This window comes from Mesorhizobium sp. M7A.T.Ca.US.000.02.2.1 (assembly GCF_003996995.1).
Classification (GTDB): Bacteria; Pseudomonadota; Alphaproteobacteria; order Rhizobiales; family Rhizobiaceae; genus Mesorhizobium.
Map to the genome: position 1 here is coordinate 16886 of NZ_RZTT01000011.1, position 15273 is coordinate 32158.

Annotated in this window: 22 protein-coding genes; 8 read left to right on the forward strand and 14 right to left on the reverse strand. The window is 57.9% G+C overall.

Annotated elements, in window-relative coordinates; translation table 11 throughout:
- Positions 1-237: a hypothetical protein gene (locus EOD15_RS02360; RefSeq protein ID WP_127318126.1), complete on the forward strand. Its 237-nt coding sequence runs from the start codon at positions 1-3 to the stop codon at positions 235-237.
- Between the two features lie 228 nt (positions 238-465).
- Positions 466-705, forward strand: a complete 240-nt coding sequence (locus EOD15_RS02365) for a hypothetical protein (protein ID WP_164761557.1) — start codon at positions 466-468, stop codon at positions 703-705.
- 3 nt (positions 706-708) lie between these two features.
- On the opposite strand, the gene EOD15_RS02370 is transcribed toward EOD15_RS02365, so the two are convergent.
- From EOD15_RS02370 to EOD15_RS02410, 8 genes are all read right to left on the reverse strand, one after another.
- The gene (locus EOD15_RS02370) at positions 709-897 is read right to left on the reverse strand and encodes a hypothetical protein (protein ID WP_127296097.1); all 189 of its coding nucleotides are present in this window, start codon (positions 895-897) and stop codon (positions 709-711) included.
- A gap of 604 nt (positions 898-1501) precedes the next feature.
- A complete protein-coding gene (locus tag EOD15_RS02375; protein WP_245463549.1) occupies positions 1502-2458 on the reverse strand; it encodes an NAD(P)/FAD-dependent oxidoreductase in 957 nt (318 codons plus the stop codon).
- Between the two features lie 97 nt (positions 2459-2555).
- Positions 2556-2840: a hypothetical protein gene (locus tag EOD15_RS02380; protein ID WP_127318130.1), complete on the reverse strand. Its 285-nt coding sequence runs from the start codon at positions 2838-2840 to the stop codon at positions 2556-2558.
- Between the two features lie 298 nt (positions 2841-3138).
- Complete coding sequence (locus EOD15_RS02385; protein ID WP_127318132.1) at positions 3139-3372, reverse strand: hypothetical protein; 234 nt, start codon at positions 3370-3372, stop codon at positions 3139-3141.
- Positions 3373-3626: 254 nt separating this feature from the next.
- Positions 3627-3848, reverse strand: coding sequence for a hypothetical protein (locus EOD15_RS02390; RefSeq protein WP_127266467.1), 222 nt, complete (start codon positions 3846-3848; stop codon positions 3627-3629).
- A gap of 9 nt (positions 3849-3857) precedes the next feature.
- Entirely contained in the window at positions 3858-4058 is a 201-nt protein-coding gene (locus EOD15_RS02395; RefSeq protein ID WP_127318134.1) for a hypothetical protein, read from the reverse strand.
- A 723-nt stretch (positions 4059-4781) separates the two neighbouring features.
- Complete coding sequence (locus EOD15_RS36500; RefSeq protein ID WP_245463550.1) at positions 4782-5273, reverse strand: hypothetical protein; 492 nt, start codon at positions 5271-5273, stop codon at positions 4782-4784.
- An 89-nt stretch (positions 5274-5362) separates the two neighbouring features.
- Entirely contained in the window at positions 5363-5608 is a 246-nt protein-coding gene (locus EOD15_RS02410; protein ID WP_127318136.1) for a hypothetical protein, read from the reverse strand.
- A 723-nt stretch (positions 5609-6331) separates the two neighbouring features.
- Between EOD15_RS02410 and EOD15_RS02420 the strand changes: the two genes are divergently transcribed.
- Positions 6332-6841, forward strand: a complete 510-nt coding sequence (locus EOD15_RS02420) for a DUF892 family protein (RefSeq protein WP_127318140.1) — start codon at positions 6332-6334, stop codon at positions 6839-6841.
- 246 nt (positions 6842-7087) lie between these two features.
- Here the strand turns inward: EOD15_RS02420 and EOD15_RS02425 are convergent, their stop codons facing one another.
- Positions 7088-7933 (reverse strand): SIR2 family protein, encoded by an 846-nt coding sequence (locus tag EOD15_RS02425; RefSeq protein ID WP_127318142.1) that lies wholly within the window; start codon positions 7931-7933, stop codon positions 7088-7090.
- Between the two features lie 41 nt (positions 7934-7974).
- A complete protein-coding gene (locus EOD15_RS02430; protein ID WP_127318144.1) occupies positions 7975-8283 on the reverse strand; it encodes a hypothetical protein in 309 nt (102 codons plus the stop codon).
- A gap of 543 nt (positions 8284-8826) precedes the next feature.
- Here EOD15_RS02430 and EOD15_RS02440 point away from each other — a divergent pair.
- Positions 8827-9324: a metallophosphoesterase family protein gene (locus tag EOD15_RS02440; RefSeq protein ID WP_127318148.1), complete on the forward strand. Its 498-nt coding sequence runs from the start codon at positions 8827-8829 to the stop codon at positions 9322-9324.
- Positions 9325-9585: 261 nt separating this feature from the next.
- Here the strand turns inward: EOD15_RS02440 and EOD15_RS02445 are convergent, their stop codons facing one another.
- Positions 9586-10017 carry a hypothetical protein gene (locus EOD15_RS02445; RefSeq protein ID WP_127318150.1) on the reverse strand — a complete coding sequence of 144 codons (432 nt, stop codon included), beginning with the start codon at positions 10015-10017 and terminating at the stop codon, positions 9586-9588.
- 285 nt (positions 10018-10302) lie between these two features.
- On the opposite strand from EOD15_RS02445, the gene EOD15_RS02450 reads away from it, so the two are divergent.
- From EOD15_RS02450 to EOD15_RS02460, 3 genes are read left to right on the forward strand one after another with little or no spacing between them, the layout of a single operon-like run.
- Positions 10303-11340 carry a glycosyltransferase family 2 protein gene (locus tag EOD15_RS02450; RefSeq protein WP_164761561.1) on the forward strand — a complete coding sequence of 346 codons (1038 nt, stop codon included), beginning with the start codon at positions 10303-10305 and terminating at the stop codon, positions 11338-11340.
- Positions 11315-12007, forward strand: coding sequence for a class I SAM-dependent methyltransferase (locus tag EOD15_RS02455; RefSeq protein ID WP_127318152.1), 693 nt, complete (start codon positions 11315-11317; stop codon positions 12005-12007). The genes EOD15_RS02450 and EOD15_RS02455 overlap by 26 nt, the downstream gene beginning before the upstream one ends.
- Positions 11985-12449, forward strand: a complete 465-nt coding sequence (locus tag EOD15_RS02460; protein WP_127266457.1) for a GtrA family protein — start codon at positions 11985-11987, stop codon at positions 12447-12449. Before EOD15_RS02455 ends, EOD15_RS02460 begins: the two co-directional genes overlap by 23 nt.
- 4 nt (positions 12450-12453) lie before the next feature.
- On the opposite strand, the gene EOD15_RS02465 is transcribed toward EOD15_RS02460, so the two are convergent.
- Genes EOD15_RS02465 through EOD15_RS02475 form a run of 3 tightly spaced genes read right to left on the reverse strand, consistent with a single transcriptional unit; the run spans position 12454 to position 14595 of the window.
- Positions 12454-13077, reverse strand: a complete 624-nt coding sequence (locus EOD15_RS02465) for a hypothetical protein (protein ID WP_127318154.1) — start codon at positions 13075-13077, stop codon at positions 12454-12456.
- Positions 13064-14311: a hypothetical protein gene (locus EOD15_RS02470; RefSeq protein ID WP_127318156.1), complete on the reverse strand. Its 1248-nt coding sequence runs from the start codon at positions 14309-14311 to the stop codon at positions 13064-13066. The genes EOD15_RS02465 and EOD15_RS02470 overlap by 14 nt, the downstream gene beginning before the upstream one ends.
- On the reverse strand, positions 14308-14595 hold the full coding sequence (locus EOD15_RS02475; protein ID WP_127318158.1) for a hypothetical protein: 288 nt from the start codon (positions 14593-14595) through the stop codon (positions 14308-14310). The genes EOD15_RS02470 and EOD15_RS02475 overlap by 4 nt, the downstream gene beginning before the upstream one ends.
- Before the next feature lie 133 nt (positions 14596-14728).
- Between EOD15_RS02475 and EOD15_RS02480 the strand changes: the two genes are divergently transcribed.
- Positions 14729-15273: NAD-dependent epimerase/dehydratase family protein (locus EOD15_RS02480; RefSeq protein ID WP_127408265.1), on the forward strand; the 545-nt coding region annotated here is incomplete at its 3' end.

Below are 15273 nucleotides of genomic sequence, written 5' to 3' on the forward strand. Positions count from 1 at the left end.
ATGGCACGATTTTTCTTTGATAGTGGCGATCACGATATGGTCATCGAGGACGAAATCGGCATCGAATGTGCCGGTCTGGAGGAGGTGCGCCGCGCGGGCTTCGAGGGCCTCATCGACCTTACGAGAGATGTACTTACCGAGGTGGACGGGCAGCAAGTATTTGTTGAAGTGCGGAACGAAAACGGCGACAGGATTCTGAGGCTGAGCATCTCGCTTCAGATCAAGTTGATGAGATAACGTGCCTGACTTGCTGCGTCAGAAAGCTGCCGAGTGCCGGCACATCGAATGGCATGAGCGGCGAGGAACGCCGCGTGATCGGACTATCGCGCCAAGACGCCGCCATTTCGACCGACGAACAAGTTCGGTTCTCCCACACGAAGAAATCGGCAATTCACAACAGCAGCAGGTCATGGCCCGTCTCATACATGGCCCATCCGACCGATTTTTAATCGGTGTCGCGTATTTTTGTATGAAGTTCTGGAACGCGCACTCTCAGCGCTCGTTCATATTGTCTCAGCAGTGGGTGTCGACGTGCAAAGAAAAGCGAATGCAAGCCGGGTTGCGAAAGGCCAGGAGCTTGAGGTCGAACATCTTGTCGAGGTCACGGAAATTGACCCCAGGCAGGCCCGAACGCTGCTTCGCAAGCATGGAGCCGATTGGCCGAAGCTCAAAGACGAGGCGGAAGCTCTGAAGAAGGAAGACTAGTCGTCACCTTCCCAGCGGTTGGCGAGAAAGCTGTTCCAGCTCATCCTCATCCGTGATTCCCGCCTGGTAGTAAGCCAGAATACGTGATGCGCGCCGTTCCCTCTCGGTTGCGGTTTCGTTTTTAATTTTGCTGCGTGCAAAGACGCGACTGAGCAGGGCAAGTTCTGATGGGGTGAAGGCGTCTCTATGCATCGCATCTCAACTCCCGTGCGTCACCGTCTCTAGAGGGGCCGAGGCGCGCTGAAGCTTGATTGCAGCCTCTGACGCCGGCCAACAAGAGATCGCAGAACGGGCAGTCCGGCGCGCGCTAACGCTGGACAAGAAAGTATGTTCCGCGCGTGTTTCGGACGCTAAACAAAGAAGCTCGTCCGGGCCGAGCCAGCAACGGCCTTTTACGTGTGATCTCCTTCAACTATATCCGGAAAGCCTCTTCCTTGACGGGAATTTCTGGGCTTGCTGTGCGTTTAAAGTTGAGAAATGGCAGTTATGATCTTGGACAGAAAGAATGGCTTGGCGAGCCGAGTTGCTACAGCCACGAAAGCCCGCCCCGGACAAAGCCGAGACGGGCCGAAGCTGCTTCGACAGCCTCAAGGCCCAGACAATGAGGGAGGATTGTAGGCCTGCAGCCAAACCTCGTACCGCAGTGAATGTTCCGCGGCTGTAAACTGTCGCTGGGAGTATCATGATCTTTCGGGGATCGACATTCTCGGCCAGTTACGGCAACTCCTTGTCGGCCGGGTCGAGACGTTGATACGCGCCATCAAGGCAGCCAAGAGCTCGATCAGCCGCGTGATCTTCATGTCCGTTGAGAAGGCTGATCTGCAAATCCAGTCCGCTCGGCGCTCTCAAGCTCTCTATGGGCATGCGACGCGGCAATGGCAGCCTGTCCAAAAGCGACGGCTATCTGGTTCAACGCTTTGACAACGTCACCAATGGCGTACATGCCTTGGATGGAAGTCTGCTGATGCTCGTCGACTGTGACATAGCCCTCTTCACAACATCTTGCGCCTACCGCCTCGGCGAGTTGAGAACGTACCTTGCACCCCAGTGCCAGATAAATGGCATCGAAGCGGGATGACGTCCCATCTTTTAAAATCGCCTCGCAACCGTCTGCTGTCGGGCAGAGCGTATCGAGAGCGTCACCGATGACTATGCCTCTTGCCCTCGCCGCACCACGAGTGCTGGGCGAAAAGTCGGATGCGTTGCTCCCAAGCATCGTTATGAGCGGTGTAAACCGACTGAGGAAAATGGCCTCTTTAAAGGCTCTCTCGTCGTGCCCGACGACCGCAATCTTCTGGTCGATCGCCTCATACCCGTCGCATACGGGGCAGAGTCGAACGACACCTGCGGCAATTGCCTCGCGTAGACGCGGAATGACAGGTGTCGTATCGATGATCCCTGTCGCCACAAACACCTTGCGTGTCCGGATTGCGCCGATCGAGGTCTCAGCGACGAACCCCCGATAGGCAGCGGCGAGGGAATGGACCTTCCCTCCAACCAGAGTGGCTCCATACAAGGTGGCGTGACGTCGAAGGCGATCCAGAATATCGGCTCCACTTATCCCTTCGGGAAAGCCAGGACAGTTATGGCTCGTTGGGATCAAGGCGGCACGAGGATCGCCGGCATCGATCACCAGCACGCGATGGCGAAAACGGGCGAGATATTGAGCGGCGGTCAATCCCGCCGGCCCGCCTCCGACGATCAGAACATCTTCGGTCTCGGCGGTCGGTCGGCTGACGTGGCTGTCGTGCATGGTGCGGCGCATCACCGGCGAACGATTTGGTTCGTGCAATGTTCAAAGGGCGGTCTTCGGGACATCTGCTCGATGGCAACAGCGTAGAAACCAGGCTTCAACCCGATCGCAAGACGCCAGGCTCCTCTGTTTCCTTGAGCTCTTCCGTATCCTTGGGCGCGGCGACCAGATCGTGGAATCCGAGAGTAGCGACGAGATAGCCTGCCTCATCATAAACCTTCGTCACCCAACTGGTCGGGTCCACGCCATCGACAATTCCGTCGAGCATGGCCTCCTTGGCAGTGCGCTTCGCCTCTCTGACAGCCTCATCTCGATCAGCCATATCGGCAAAGATTGCAGGCTGCGACATGCCCTCGATAAACTCGAAGCGAAATTTCGGCATTAGCCGCTCCAGTCATTGTGCCAGCGGATCAAACATTTCTGGCAGGTTTGACCTCAACGCGGCGGTGTCGAAAAGGATGCAGCGGGTGTGCGCGTGACCATCAAACCTCAGGCAGCGTTGCTGCCTCCCATCTCCCACTCGTGCTACTTTGCCAGCACGCTACGCTCGCAGCTCTGACGATGGCGAGGTGGCGGAGATGCAGAAGTCTCCGCGAGATCGTGCGGCATCGTACGCTGAAGACGCTCGCAAGTCGCCGTTGAACGCCGCGCCGTGGATCGTGGACTGACGGTAAGAAGGACTAGCCGACCGCCAAGACCGGCCTCTTTCGCAGCCGCGCCCGCATGATGACAAGCAGAACCGTTTCGTCTTTCATGCCACTCTGGAATAATTTTATAAGCTCGGCCGCAATCTGCTCGGCGTTGTAAGAGATCAGTTGAATCTCCGCTTCCTCGCAAAGCTTCTTGAGGACCGATTCCAGCAATCTCAACCCTTCAGGATAGATAGGTTGATCACCGGCGGTGTCGTAGGTCATGTACGCCCCTTTGACTCGACTTAAATCAAGGCCGCAGATGCTGGGCGGCAAGCCCATGCATGACTCGTTTCTGGGAAGAGGTCATTAACCTATGCAAGTTGAACATGGTGCCGGATTCACCAACTGCAGGGGATGAACCAACAAAGGGCAGCATGTGCACGGATCGAGCTGCAGCAAGTCGTGAAAGCCCCTGCCGCCAGGCCTGTTAAGTCCCGACGGTGTTCCTGCATGGTGCTGTAGGCGAGCGAGAGAGCCTAAAAGAATTCAATCACCTTACGGCTCCTCTTTTTGAGAGCCGGGATGGGTTTGCGATGCATTCGCGGCTGCGCCGGCGGTGACTTCACCGGATGCTGTGCAAGCCTTGCTTGTCTCAGCCGCGCCGTCTTCTCGGCGCGTTCGGCTCGTTCAGCGTCCAGCATCTCTTGGCTGATACGTTTGGCGCGGTCGTATCTTTCCTTGTCGTGATTGCGAGTCACGGACACCTCCTAGCCAGCAACAAAAATCCTGCGAACCTTTTTGGTGACACGCGGCTTGCGTTGGCTGGGACCGGGCGTGATGGCTTGTGCGAGGCGAGCCTCCTTCAACCGCGCCGTCTTGGCGGCGCGCTCAGCACGTTCCTTGTCGATAATGAGTGCTGCAGCTAATGTGGTATTCTCGTTGCGACCGTCATGATTGATCCGCGGCATCTCAGTGCCTCGCCCCGATTCTTGTTGCCCGTAGTGCCATTTTGCACCTGCGTCCCGCCCTAAACTGGTCTATCGCCGCTTTGAGTGAGGTTTCGGTTGCATGTTCCGGTTTCTCGCCCGGCTGGTGGTTGTCGTTGGCAGCTTGTGTAATGGCCATCTTGGTTCTCCTAGGGGGCCGAACTTCGATATGACACAAGTGTTCCAAGGCAACTCGCAAACTGCAGGGCTATTTTCGATGTAGGGGCACGCGCGGATGCTCAGGCGCGTGATCGGAGCATTGTGTTGGAGGGCCGTAGCTGGAACTATGAGAGCGCAGATAGCGTGGTCGCCTGAACATGAACGGCGGCCTTCCCCCCTCTCGCAAAAAGCTGTCAGCGCGATATTGTTACCGGGAGCAAAGAAGCCTGGTGTCGACGAGAACTTTTCTCGCGACGAGATCGTTCAGACTTTGCTGCAGCACAGGGCCCCCGCAAGCGACGTCAGCTCGGTATTGTAGGGAATTCGGGCGTTAGGGCCGTTGAACCGCTACGGGTGTGTCAGTAGCAAACTTACAGACAGCCGCAGGTCCAAAGGAGGAGCACGGTTCCAAGCGCATACGGAACCAGAAGCAAGCCTATCGTCACCCAGAAAGCTGGCTCTGCCAAGGCGGCCATGTCTTGCGAAACTGCTCCATAGGGCTACCCCGGCAACTTCGACAAACGAATAGAGCTAATCTGGTAAGGCCTACGGCCCGCTTTTGGCATCTTCGACCTCCAGCGCATCCATGAGGGCTGCCACGTCGGTGGGTTCGCCATCGGCGTCACCATGCACGCCAGTTCGGGCGTTCTTTAGCGCTTGCTCGATCGCATCTTCAATGTTTCCGAGCTCGTCCTCACGCACCTCGCGACCATAACCGGCCGCTTCGGCATCCTGCTCAAATTGCTGGACCAGCACGGCGAAGCTCACTTCCTCTTTGCCAGCAAGAGTGCCGACATTCTCCTGCAGCCAGGTTTCAAAAAACTCTTTGGTCGCGTTCATCGGATCACTCCTTCGCCGGATTAAGCGCGGCGGCGATCCGAAGTTCCGCAATGCCGTCACTTTCCCAATCAGCAAGGGGATATGCTCATGGTGGGCTTGGCTGATAATCCCGAAAATTCGTCTGCGCGGTGCTGGCTCCGTACCGGGAGCAAGGCCGCCGGATGAGTTCACGCCCACCGAGCGCTCGTCGATCCGCATGCTCCCATCTTCGATCGGTCTGCATGGAACTATTGCCCGCTCCGTTGCCCAAGGCTGCCCCGGCGGTGGTTGTTCGCCTTCCCGCTATTCTATCCCGACATTCCGGATTGTATCACCTCATCGGCCGACAACCGGTCAGACATCGCTGCACTGTTGGTCTGGTCCATCCCGAACTGAGCGACCTGAATCATCATAGCCTTGGCCTTTGCAATGAGTTGGTCGTCGGGAAGAGTATGCCCGGCCTGCAGGGTGACTGTAATACACTCGCCTCCCTCTCCGCGGAATTCCACGATCGGAGCCTGGTCTCGGCTGACGACAATTCCCATGATCTGCATAAGAACCTCCTTCGACTGCAGCGGGCAGCCGAAACTCAACCCAGCTCGGCCGTCTAATCCTTGACATAAGCCCCAGGCTGACGACCGCCTCTGGGCGCCTTGGCGTCTTTCGAATGCTCGGCCATCGCAGGGCCTGCTCCGGAGACTTTCTCTGCGGCCGGTGACGGTGTCGCCGGCTTAGACGAGGTCCTGCCGCCCGATTTTTCGGGGCGTGGTGATATGCCAGCTGAAGAATTGTCTGAAGAAGTCATGGCTCGTTTCCTTAGCTGCGAAACTTCCTTACCAACCTCCGAAATGCCCTGACGTTCCATTGCGATCCCTTCGTGAGATAAGATCTCCGCAGGTGAACATGCCTCGTCCCTGGACGCGCATCAGGTAGGGGTTGATTTCGCAAGCGAACGGTAAAATGCGAAGCCGCTCCGGCGAGATACAGCTTAGCCCTACATGGCAGCGCGGGTATCAGAATACGAGCCGACGCGAAACAGAGGTCCATCCGTCGCCGAACCCGCGACAGGCAGCAGGTTCGGTCATTTCTGCAGAAATGCGTTTGCCAGCTTGGACACAGCGGCAGTGCGCGTACCGCGCTATTCTCTCCTGGTGCCGAGAGCCTGATTGCAGCGCCGACTGGGAAAAGCCTGCGACACAGGCTGACTCCGCAGGTCAAACTATGAGGAACAATATCTCCCTTTGAAAGTTCTGGCCGACCCATGAAGGAGATATGAAATGTCAGAATCGCGCGAATGGCTTGTCCAATGGCTCAGGGATGCTCACGCCATGGAAGAGCAGGCCGAGACCATGTTGAATGGGCAGTTGAACCGAATTGAGAACTATCCTGAGCTCAGCGAACGGATTCGCCAGCACGTCCAGGAGACCAGGCAGCAGGCTGCTCGGCTGGAAACCTGTCTCGACCGCATCGGACAAGGATCTTCCACACTGAAGGATGCCGGCGGCAAGCTGACGGCAATGGCGCAGTCGCTCAGCGGTGTCTTCGCCGGTGACGAAGTGATGAAAGGATCGCTTGCAAGCTACACGTTCGAGCACATGGAAATCGCCTCCTACACAATCCTTATCGCCGCTGCCAAATCGCTGGGTGAAGCAGAGGTCGCCCAGGTCTGCGAAGAGAACCTGCGTGAGGAAGTCGCAATGGCGGACTGGTTGAAAAGCCATATTCCAACGACAACCGAGCAGTTCCTGGCGCGGGCCGACTCGGAGAGTGAAAACGCCAAGCGTTGATCAGCCGGTAGCGTATCGCTAAACAGGCTCGCCCCTTGCGCCGAAGCTCGGCGCAAGGCGCATCGAGGTTGAGCCGTTACCGCTGAAAGGCACTTCAAAGTAGGCAGTGCGCGTGAGTAAGTTTCCGATTAGCTCTCCGTGCCGCGATAGTACCTTGACGCCAATTGAACTTGAAATTCCGGACGGAATTCTCTGCCATGTGCCGCTCCTTGAGAGCCCGCCGACCTGCCCATCATACGGATGTTGCTATCGCCCACTTTTTGGCGACAGTTCCCCATCCCCAACCATCTCCGCCAGCCGGCTGAGGAAGTCCACCAAAGCAGCTTGCGGCTCGTCGATTTCGCCGACCACGACCGAAATGCCCCAACGTCCAAGCACGGCCTCCTCCACAGGGTTTCGGCTGGTCATGAAGATGAACGAGGGCGGGCGATCTTTCTCATAGCCGGACCGATGCCACGTCTGCCAGAGACGGTGCAGCAACAACCGAATGTTTGGGTCGGAAAGGCTATAGCCAATGAAGAGGATCGTGCTGCCGAGCGCATCCGAGCGAAAACGCACGTCCAGCGGAGAATTGAAGGAGAGACGATCGAGGTAGTCCGTTTCGGTGAGGACGAGGGACGAATCCTCGTCGAAATCACCATGGAACTTGACGATGTGGGTAATGCCTTGGCGGGCCTGCGCCACATCGCGTGCATTGGCCACTTTCACGTAGTCCCGACCGTATATCTCATAAGCCAGTTCCAGATTCCGATCATAGTTGGTTGTGTAGATGACAGGGAAGTCGAGCCTCACGATGAGACGATGCAACTCGGAATTCTCGATCCGGTCCTTGGGGACGGACCAGTTTCTGTCCATCCAACTGCGAAGTGGCCCGATGCTGCCATGCTTGATGCGATAGTACTCGGCCAGGGTTTGAAAACGATCGCGTCGCGTGGAAAATTCGTCGTCGACGCCGAGCTCCTTTGCCATTCGCTCTATCAGCTTCTCCCAGGAGGGTAATCCAACGCTGATCGAAACCCCTGCCCCAACAAACAGAATTGCGCTGCGATGCCGAATTGCGTTGGCGAGCGAATCTACAGGGTCATCGTTCATCACGTCTTTCGAGGCCACCCGCGCAGGTCGACCTTCCTCCCTCACATCTGGTCGTTATTAGGCTCCTTGGTGATCCCCACCTGCCTGGCCAGCTCGGAAAACGGTGGCACACTCGCTTCGAACTGCTTGGTGTTAGCCAGCCGCAAAAGCCGCAAAGGGAAACACACTGCGTCGCGGTTAGCCGGCGACATATCCTCGAAGAGGCGCTCATCAACCGTGAACGAGGCTTCCGCGTTTTTCAACGCCGTGTCGATATCATCGACCGAGAGAAGGCCTCTGCGGACCAAGGCGTTATTGACGGCCGCGACCGCCATAAGCAAACCTTCCAATTGCAGGTTGGCGACGTTCATGGGCCATTGTCCTTCATACCATTGGGAGCCCGTCGATAGATAATCCTGCTCCGGAGGCCTTGTGCCGTGCCGGTGATGGGGTTGCCGGCTTGCTAGAGCGTTTCGGCTGCGCGGCGGCGCCGGGATTGGCATCTGGTGGCGCCATGGCTTGGATCTCCGCTGGGCTGCTGGACAACTCTCCACATGCCTCGAGGTTCCGGATCGCCATGGCAACCTTGCAAAGGCAGAGGCAAGGCTTCTCGCTGTCCTACTACCGTGGGGCGCACGAGGTGATCGCGGGAACAACCCGGCACCGTGATGGTTCGGTGGCATCAAAGGTGATAGAGAACGATGGGTAAAAAGCCTAAACAGCACACAGAAGCCACAGATCGTGAAAAGGCGGTCGAAGCTCTCTACTTTGCGCGCAAGTGCGGCCTCACCAAGGAAGAGGCACTCAAGATGCTCAGGGAAGCCCAAATCAGGATCGATGATGGACCCCAAAGCCGCTCCGGCAACCGAACTTAGAAGCGATCGTCGAGCGCTCATCTCAGCCAGCGGCGGCGCATGATCTTCTTCACCTCCGACACGCATTTCAACGATCCCCGCATTCTGCGGCTCGACCCCCGCCCCTTCAGTTCATTGGTGGCCCACGACCAGGCACTGACTGAACTTTGGAACGAGACTGTCGCTCCAAATGACGAGGTTTGGCACCTCGGCGACTTCGCCAAGGGATCGGCCGAGACAGTGTCTTCGCTGCTGTCCTGCCTCCACGGCACCAAACACCTGATCATCGGCAACAACGACGGCGTGGTAACGCTCCGCGCTTCGGCTTGGGCTAGCGTGCAACACTACAAGGAGCTAACTGTCGAGGGCAGTTTCTTGGTTCTTTGCCACTACCCGTTCCGCACCTGGAACAAGATCGGCAAGAAATCGATAAACCTGCACGGCCATTCTCATGGCCGGCTGAAGCCAATGACGCGCCAGCACGACGTCGGCGTCGACGCCTGGGATTTTCGCCCAGTCACCTTTGCTGCCATACAGGCCAGGCGCCGCCGAGATTGAGGTTAGCGCAGCAGATGGCGAACGATCGATGTCTTCACGTGGTGATGCTAGCCGCAAACAGGATTCCAGAATCCTGCCCCTGGAGTATTGCAGCCATGCTGGAACGCACCGCGAGTAAACTGGGACCGAGGAGCGCCCCACCCGTCTGCGCAGCCCCGTGGGACAGGCGCCGACCCCCGTCGTCAACACGGCGCTCCACTGGCGCCCCAATCGTTAATCCACCTCGCTTGAAACGAGCTTCAATCGCCGTCCTTGGCGACCTCAGTGCCACATTCTCTCTCTAAGCCACTTAAGAAACCTGTTCCCTCCGATTGCCCGGCGGACTCTAGCGGCAGCCCACTGCCCTCTGAACGTGGTTCCGACATGGCAACTGCAGAGGATGTCATGCAACTCCCCGTCAGACAGTTCGAAGAAGCGCTTTGCTGCCCCATAGGTGTCATCCTTCAGGCCTAACGCACGCAGTAGCGGGTCCTCGAAGGCCACAGTAATTGGCGAGCCCTCACCGCGCGCTGCGTCGCGAGCTTCCCGCTTCAGATACTCAGTGCCGGTAAGCGCTGTCAGGCGTCGCTCGGGATGTTGTTCCAGCAACTCTGCCCAGCGCTCAATGCGCTGTTGCCGGGTCATGATCGGGTATGTCGACAGGGGTTCTACTTCTGCAATTGTCTGCAGTTGGCTTAAAGTTTGGTGTTCCATCGTCGGCTCCTTTGGTCGAAGTCCCTTCCCCTCAAAAATTATCGCGCGCCGACGCGCTGACAAGAGCTGGCAAGGCGGCCACTTGCCCGACAATGATTGCGAAACAGCGCATTGCTCCGCCGGCGCGCGAAACGATATCTCATCCCAAATCAGACCGAAGCCGTTCAGAACGAACAGCTCGCCACCCGCCTGCAACAACTAATTAAATTAGTAATGCCTTATGGAACTTTGAGGCTGGCGTTTCATTTGATCGGCATGGAGGCCTCTGTAATCCAAAGTGCCGGGATGAGAGCGAACGTGTCGCTGCGCTACTCGCTGGTTCTGCCGATATACAACGAGGAACAAGTGCTGCCTCGTCTGATCGAGCGGATCAGGTTGCTAATCCACCAGCTGGACGGTGAGACAGAGGCTATTTTCGTCGATGACGGAAGCAGCGATGGCAGCGTCACTTACCTTCGGCGTGTGGTCGCCGCCGAGCCTCGTTTTCGGCTAATCGAGCTTTCCCGCAATTTTGGGCACCAGATAGCAATCACAGCCGGTATGGACGCCGCCCAGGGGGATGCCGTCATCGTCATGGATGCCGATCTCCAAGACCCACCCGAGGTGGTTCTCGATCTGGTGGCGAAGTGGAAGGAAGGTTTCGAAATTGTCTATGCCCGGCGCGTCAAACGCGAGGGCGAATCCTGGTTCAAGCGCTTCACGGCAAGTCTCTTCTATCGCTTGCTGGAAAGGATGACGACCGTTGACATTCCGCGCGACGTTGGAGATTTCCGGTTGGTCGGTCCCAAAGCGCTGAGAACTTTCAGGCAGATGCCCGAACAGGATCGCTTCGTCAGGGGCATGTTTGGCTGGATGGGATTCAAGCAGGCGTCGGTGCCTTTCGAGCGCCCGGCACGAGCCCATGGCCAGACCAAATACCCATTCTGGAAGATGGTGCATCTTGCTGTGCACGCCATCGTCAGCTTCTCGGAGCAGCCGCTGCGCCTGGCGCTCTGGGGTGGCTTGGCCATTTCTGCGCTGGCCATAGCCTTTGGTGCCTACGCCATCTACGCCTGGGCCTTTGAAACCGGCATTGTTGCCGGCTGGACATCCACCGTGATGATCGTGTCGCTCCTGTGCGGCATCAACCTCTTCATGACCGGCGTGGTCGGATTGTATGTCGGCAGCATCCACGCCGAAGTAAAACGGCGCCCGCTTTACGTGATCGATCGCCTCACCGGCTTCGACCGGGCCATGTCTGCCGTCCCCGGCAAGAGCCGCCGCCCGCCTCGAAAATCCCGGATTGGAGTCCCGGCCAATGTCCGAACCCTTCGACAGCTATAGATTCAATTATGGTGAGACGGTCCAGGGATCGATCCGCTTTTCAGGGCTTAAGCACGACTTCTTTCTCATGGCGAAGGCCGAGTTGCTGCGACGCGTTGTGGTCGAGCGGGTGCTTCGTCATGCCGGCTCGGATGTGCGGGCGCTTGATGTCGGCTGCGGCGTAGGTGCGCTCCATCCCTATCTCAAAGGCGTCTTCGAGTCCCTGGACGGCTGCGACATCTCGCAGGAATCGATCCTGCGTGCGAGGCAGGAAAATCCGAGCGTCACATACAGGGCCTGCACCAGCCTGAACCTGCCATACGACAATGGGGTCTTTGATCTGGCCTTCGGCAGCTGCGTCGTCCATCATGTACCGCCAGCTTCCTGGCTCGGGTTCATGCGCGAGATGCGGCGCGTCGTGCGCCCGGGCGGTGTCGCCTGCATCATCGAGCACAATCCCTATAACCCGCTGACGCGTCTGGCTGTGTTCCGGTGTCCCTTCGACCATGACGCGGTGCTGCTCAGCGCAGCCAAAACAGCGTCCCTCCTTCAAGAAGCAGGCTTCAGCAACATCCGATCCGAGCACTTCCTGCTGCTGCCGTCGGGCAGGTCCTTGGCCCGAAAAGTCGAGCGCGCGCTCGCCCCCCTGCCGCTGGGGGCACAGTATGCGTGTAGTGCGCATGCATGAGCATCGGCCTGCCGGCGACGACTCCCTGAAGCTACTGGCACGCTTCGGCCTGGTCGGCATCGCTGCCACACTTCTGTATGCCGCTTTGGTTGCTGCTTTTTCCAAATCCGAATGGCTCGGTTTAACGCCCATCCATGCCTCGCTTGGGGCATATGCCGCAGCCACCCTGTTTTCGTATCTAGCTCACAAATCCCTGACGTTCGTGTCGGGCCGATCGCATCGAACTGAAGCTCCGCGTTTTCTCCTGCTGGGGGCAACAGGCTTGGCCATTGCCTATGGGGCGCCGGCGTTGCTGACGGTAAAGCTGGGCTTGCCGCTCATCATTCCCGTGCTGATTACGTGCTTGCTTGTCCCCGGCATCAATTTCTTCGTGCTTGACCGGTGGGTTTTTGCCGGACGCATTCCCGGTCGGCACGGCAATCGCTCCCGCCAGAGGCAATAATGCTCTAAATGGCGTCCAGTCGAAACGACACCAATTTGATGGAGCGCTTGTAAATGTCGCTGGCGGCCTGGCTGGGCGGGATCCCGTCGAGATAGTCAAAGGTCATTTCGAACGTGCTGGCGTCCGAAAAAGCTGCGTGCGGAATGACGAACGAGACGGTTATCGGTTGCTTGCCCGACAGTGTGACCTTATGCACGGACACGCCATGCACCGAGATTATTACCCTCTGCGTCATCTGTGGCGGACGAATGACAGCGGCCATTTGTAGCGTTGCCTTGAGACCGTCGCGAAGCGGCGGTATCTGCAGGCGAAGCCGCGAGGTCTCGCCCAGCGAATGCGTGCCGTCGGCTGCCGGCCCCGACCAGCCACAAACTTTCATGCCGGCAACCCGTTTGGCGCCATCGGACCGGAAGGACACTGTCTGGCCGAGTGAGTAGCTGCCAATGGCATCGCGGTTGAGGCATGTCGTCGTGCGGTCGATGTAATAGGCACGATAGTCGGCGTGGACATTCGGATGGAGAGCCAGCGCAAGGATGGCGAGTTCGGACACGGCCAGAACCGCGGCGAGCGCGTAAGCGCCAAGCGAGATAGCGCGTCCATGGGGGTTGAGGGTGTCAGACCAAAGCAAGGTAGCCCCCAATCCATGCCACCGTCATGAAATAGCAGGCGACCAGGAAGAGAACCAAAGCGGCGAGCCAGGTCAGTTTCGACGCCGACAACAGGACGGCCATCAACATTATCAGAGGCGCCAGCCCAATGACGTATCTGACCATGGAGGCCAGATTCGTTATCAATGGCACGAGAATGCAGATCGCGCAGAAGACCCCAGCGCCATATTGCTTGCGAGCCACCAGCACGACTGATAGCGCCAGCCCGACGATCGCTGCGAGCGCACTCCATTGCGGCGCCGTGGGCAGCCAACCGGTCTTGGGAAATGCTGAGAGTCCGTCCCATAGAAACAGGAGCGGGTTCCCAGCCACTCGTCCAAAGGCGCGTTGGACGTGCAGAAACGCAAAGCCGTCGCCGACAGTGACATACAAAAACAGGATGTAGGCAAACAAGCCGGCAGGCGAGATAAAGATAGCGACGAGCTGATCCGATCGACCGAGCACCCAACGCGGAAAGGAGAGTGGTGAGCCGCCCCGTTCGCGATGCTGCTGGAACATTTGAATGACGGTCGCAAAGACGACAAGGACCCCAACGAGCCTCGTTGCCGAGAGGAGCGCTGACGAGACGCCAGCGACGGGATAGCTGGAGCGTTTGAGTGCCAGGAAGACAATCGAGGTCAGGAGCACGAAAAGAGGTTCGGAAAGGAAAGTTGTGTAGTGGAAGGAGAACGGGCCGCTAAGCAGAAAAGCGCAGTACAGTACATAGGCCCGCATGTTCTTCTCCAACAGCGGCCATGCCACCAGACACGCGGCGTAGCTGCATGCAATCGAAGTGATCGTCGCGACCAGTATCGTGGCGAAGGGGAAAATCGCCCGGATCACCGCTACCAGCATCGGATAGAATGGAAAGAAGCCCCATCGTCCGACGTTGCTTTGGTTTGGGATGGGAAAGCGCTCGTAGCCGCGTTCGGAAATATCCAGATACCAGTGGCAATCCCATCGGCAGAGCGCACGAGCATAAGACTCGAAGCCTGGTTCCGCCAACGTTGAAGCAACAGCGGCATAACGAATAGCAAGTCCGGCGACACCGAACAGGAGCGGGACTGTCACGACCGCTGCCGCTACCATGTGGCGCTTGTTGATCGTCGAGCCGTAGTCGGGGAAAATCTCGAACTGCTCTGGGTGGTCTTTCGAGGGTGCATGGCGGGGGCTCTTGATGGCCGTGACGAGATTCTCAGTCCCGGATTTTCTCATAGCAGAGCACCGGCGCGGCACGTTTCCATCCTCTGATGGGGGCCAAATTCCGCCGTGACCAAACCGCCGACCGTGGCCTTGCCATCTTCATTGTCAACCGGCGGGGCGTGTCCGATGGGGTTCAACTTGTCCGGCGCCGTTGCCTTCTTCGGCGTGTCGATCGAGAAGAGGAAGTTGTAGGTCGCAACGCCGACGCTGGCCCGACGGTCGTCGAGCAGTTCCAGATGGGTGACGCCTATCGTCACCTCGTGGCCAAAGTCGATGCCAGTCTGTTCCCGCACCATGTGAGGGATTCTGGAGCGCGGCTGGCGATCGTCAAGAGGTTGCTAATATTCGAGCGGCGAAGGGCAACAAATCTTTGGCCCTGCTTCTAAGCGAGCGTTTGGAGAATACCCGCGGTGCGTATCGGGAAAGGGCGTGGTCGGCTATCGAATCAGTGCTCAAATGGAGATCCCGCAACTTCAGATGCCGATGATCAGACCTCTCAAACGTTCTACGCAATCCCAACAAGTGCTGGTTACGGGAGGTTCCGGCTTCCTCGGTATGTACTGTATTTTGCGGCTGCTCGATCTTGGATATCGGGTTAGATGCACTGTACGCTCGCTGACACGCGAACCAGAAGTTCGTCGTACACTCGAGCAGATGGGCGCATCATCAATTGGCGCTTCTCTTTCCTTCATCGAGGCAGATTTGAGTGCCGATCCCGGTTGGGATGATGCCGCCGCCGGTAGCTCCTACGTGCTACATGTCGCCTCTCCATTTTCCGTTGGACAAAAGGATGGCAATATTGACACCATCGGCATCGCCAGATCTGGCACACTACGAGTGTTGCGAGCAGCACATGAAGCGAAGGTTAAACGGCTGGTGATCACATCGTCATTCGTTACCATGAGTTACGCTCGCGAAATGGACACCGCTGAACTCACTGAGGCCGATTGGAGTGACTTGAGCATTCCCACTCT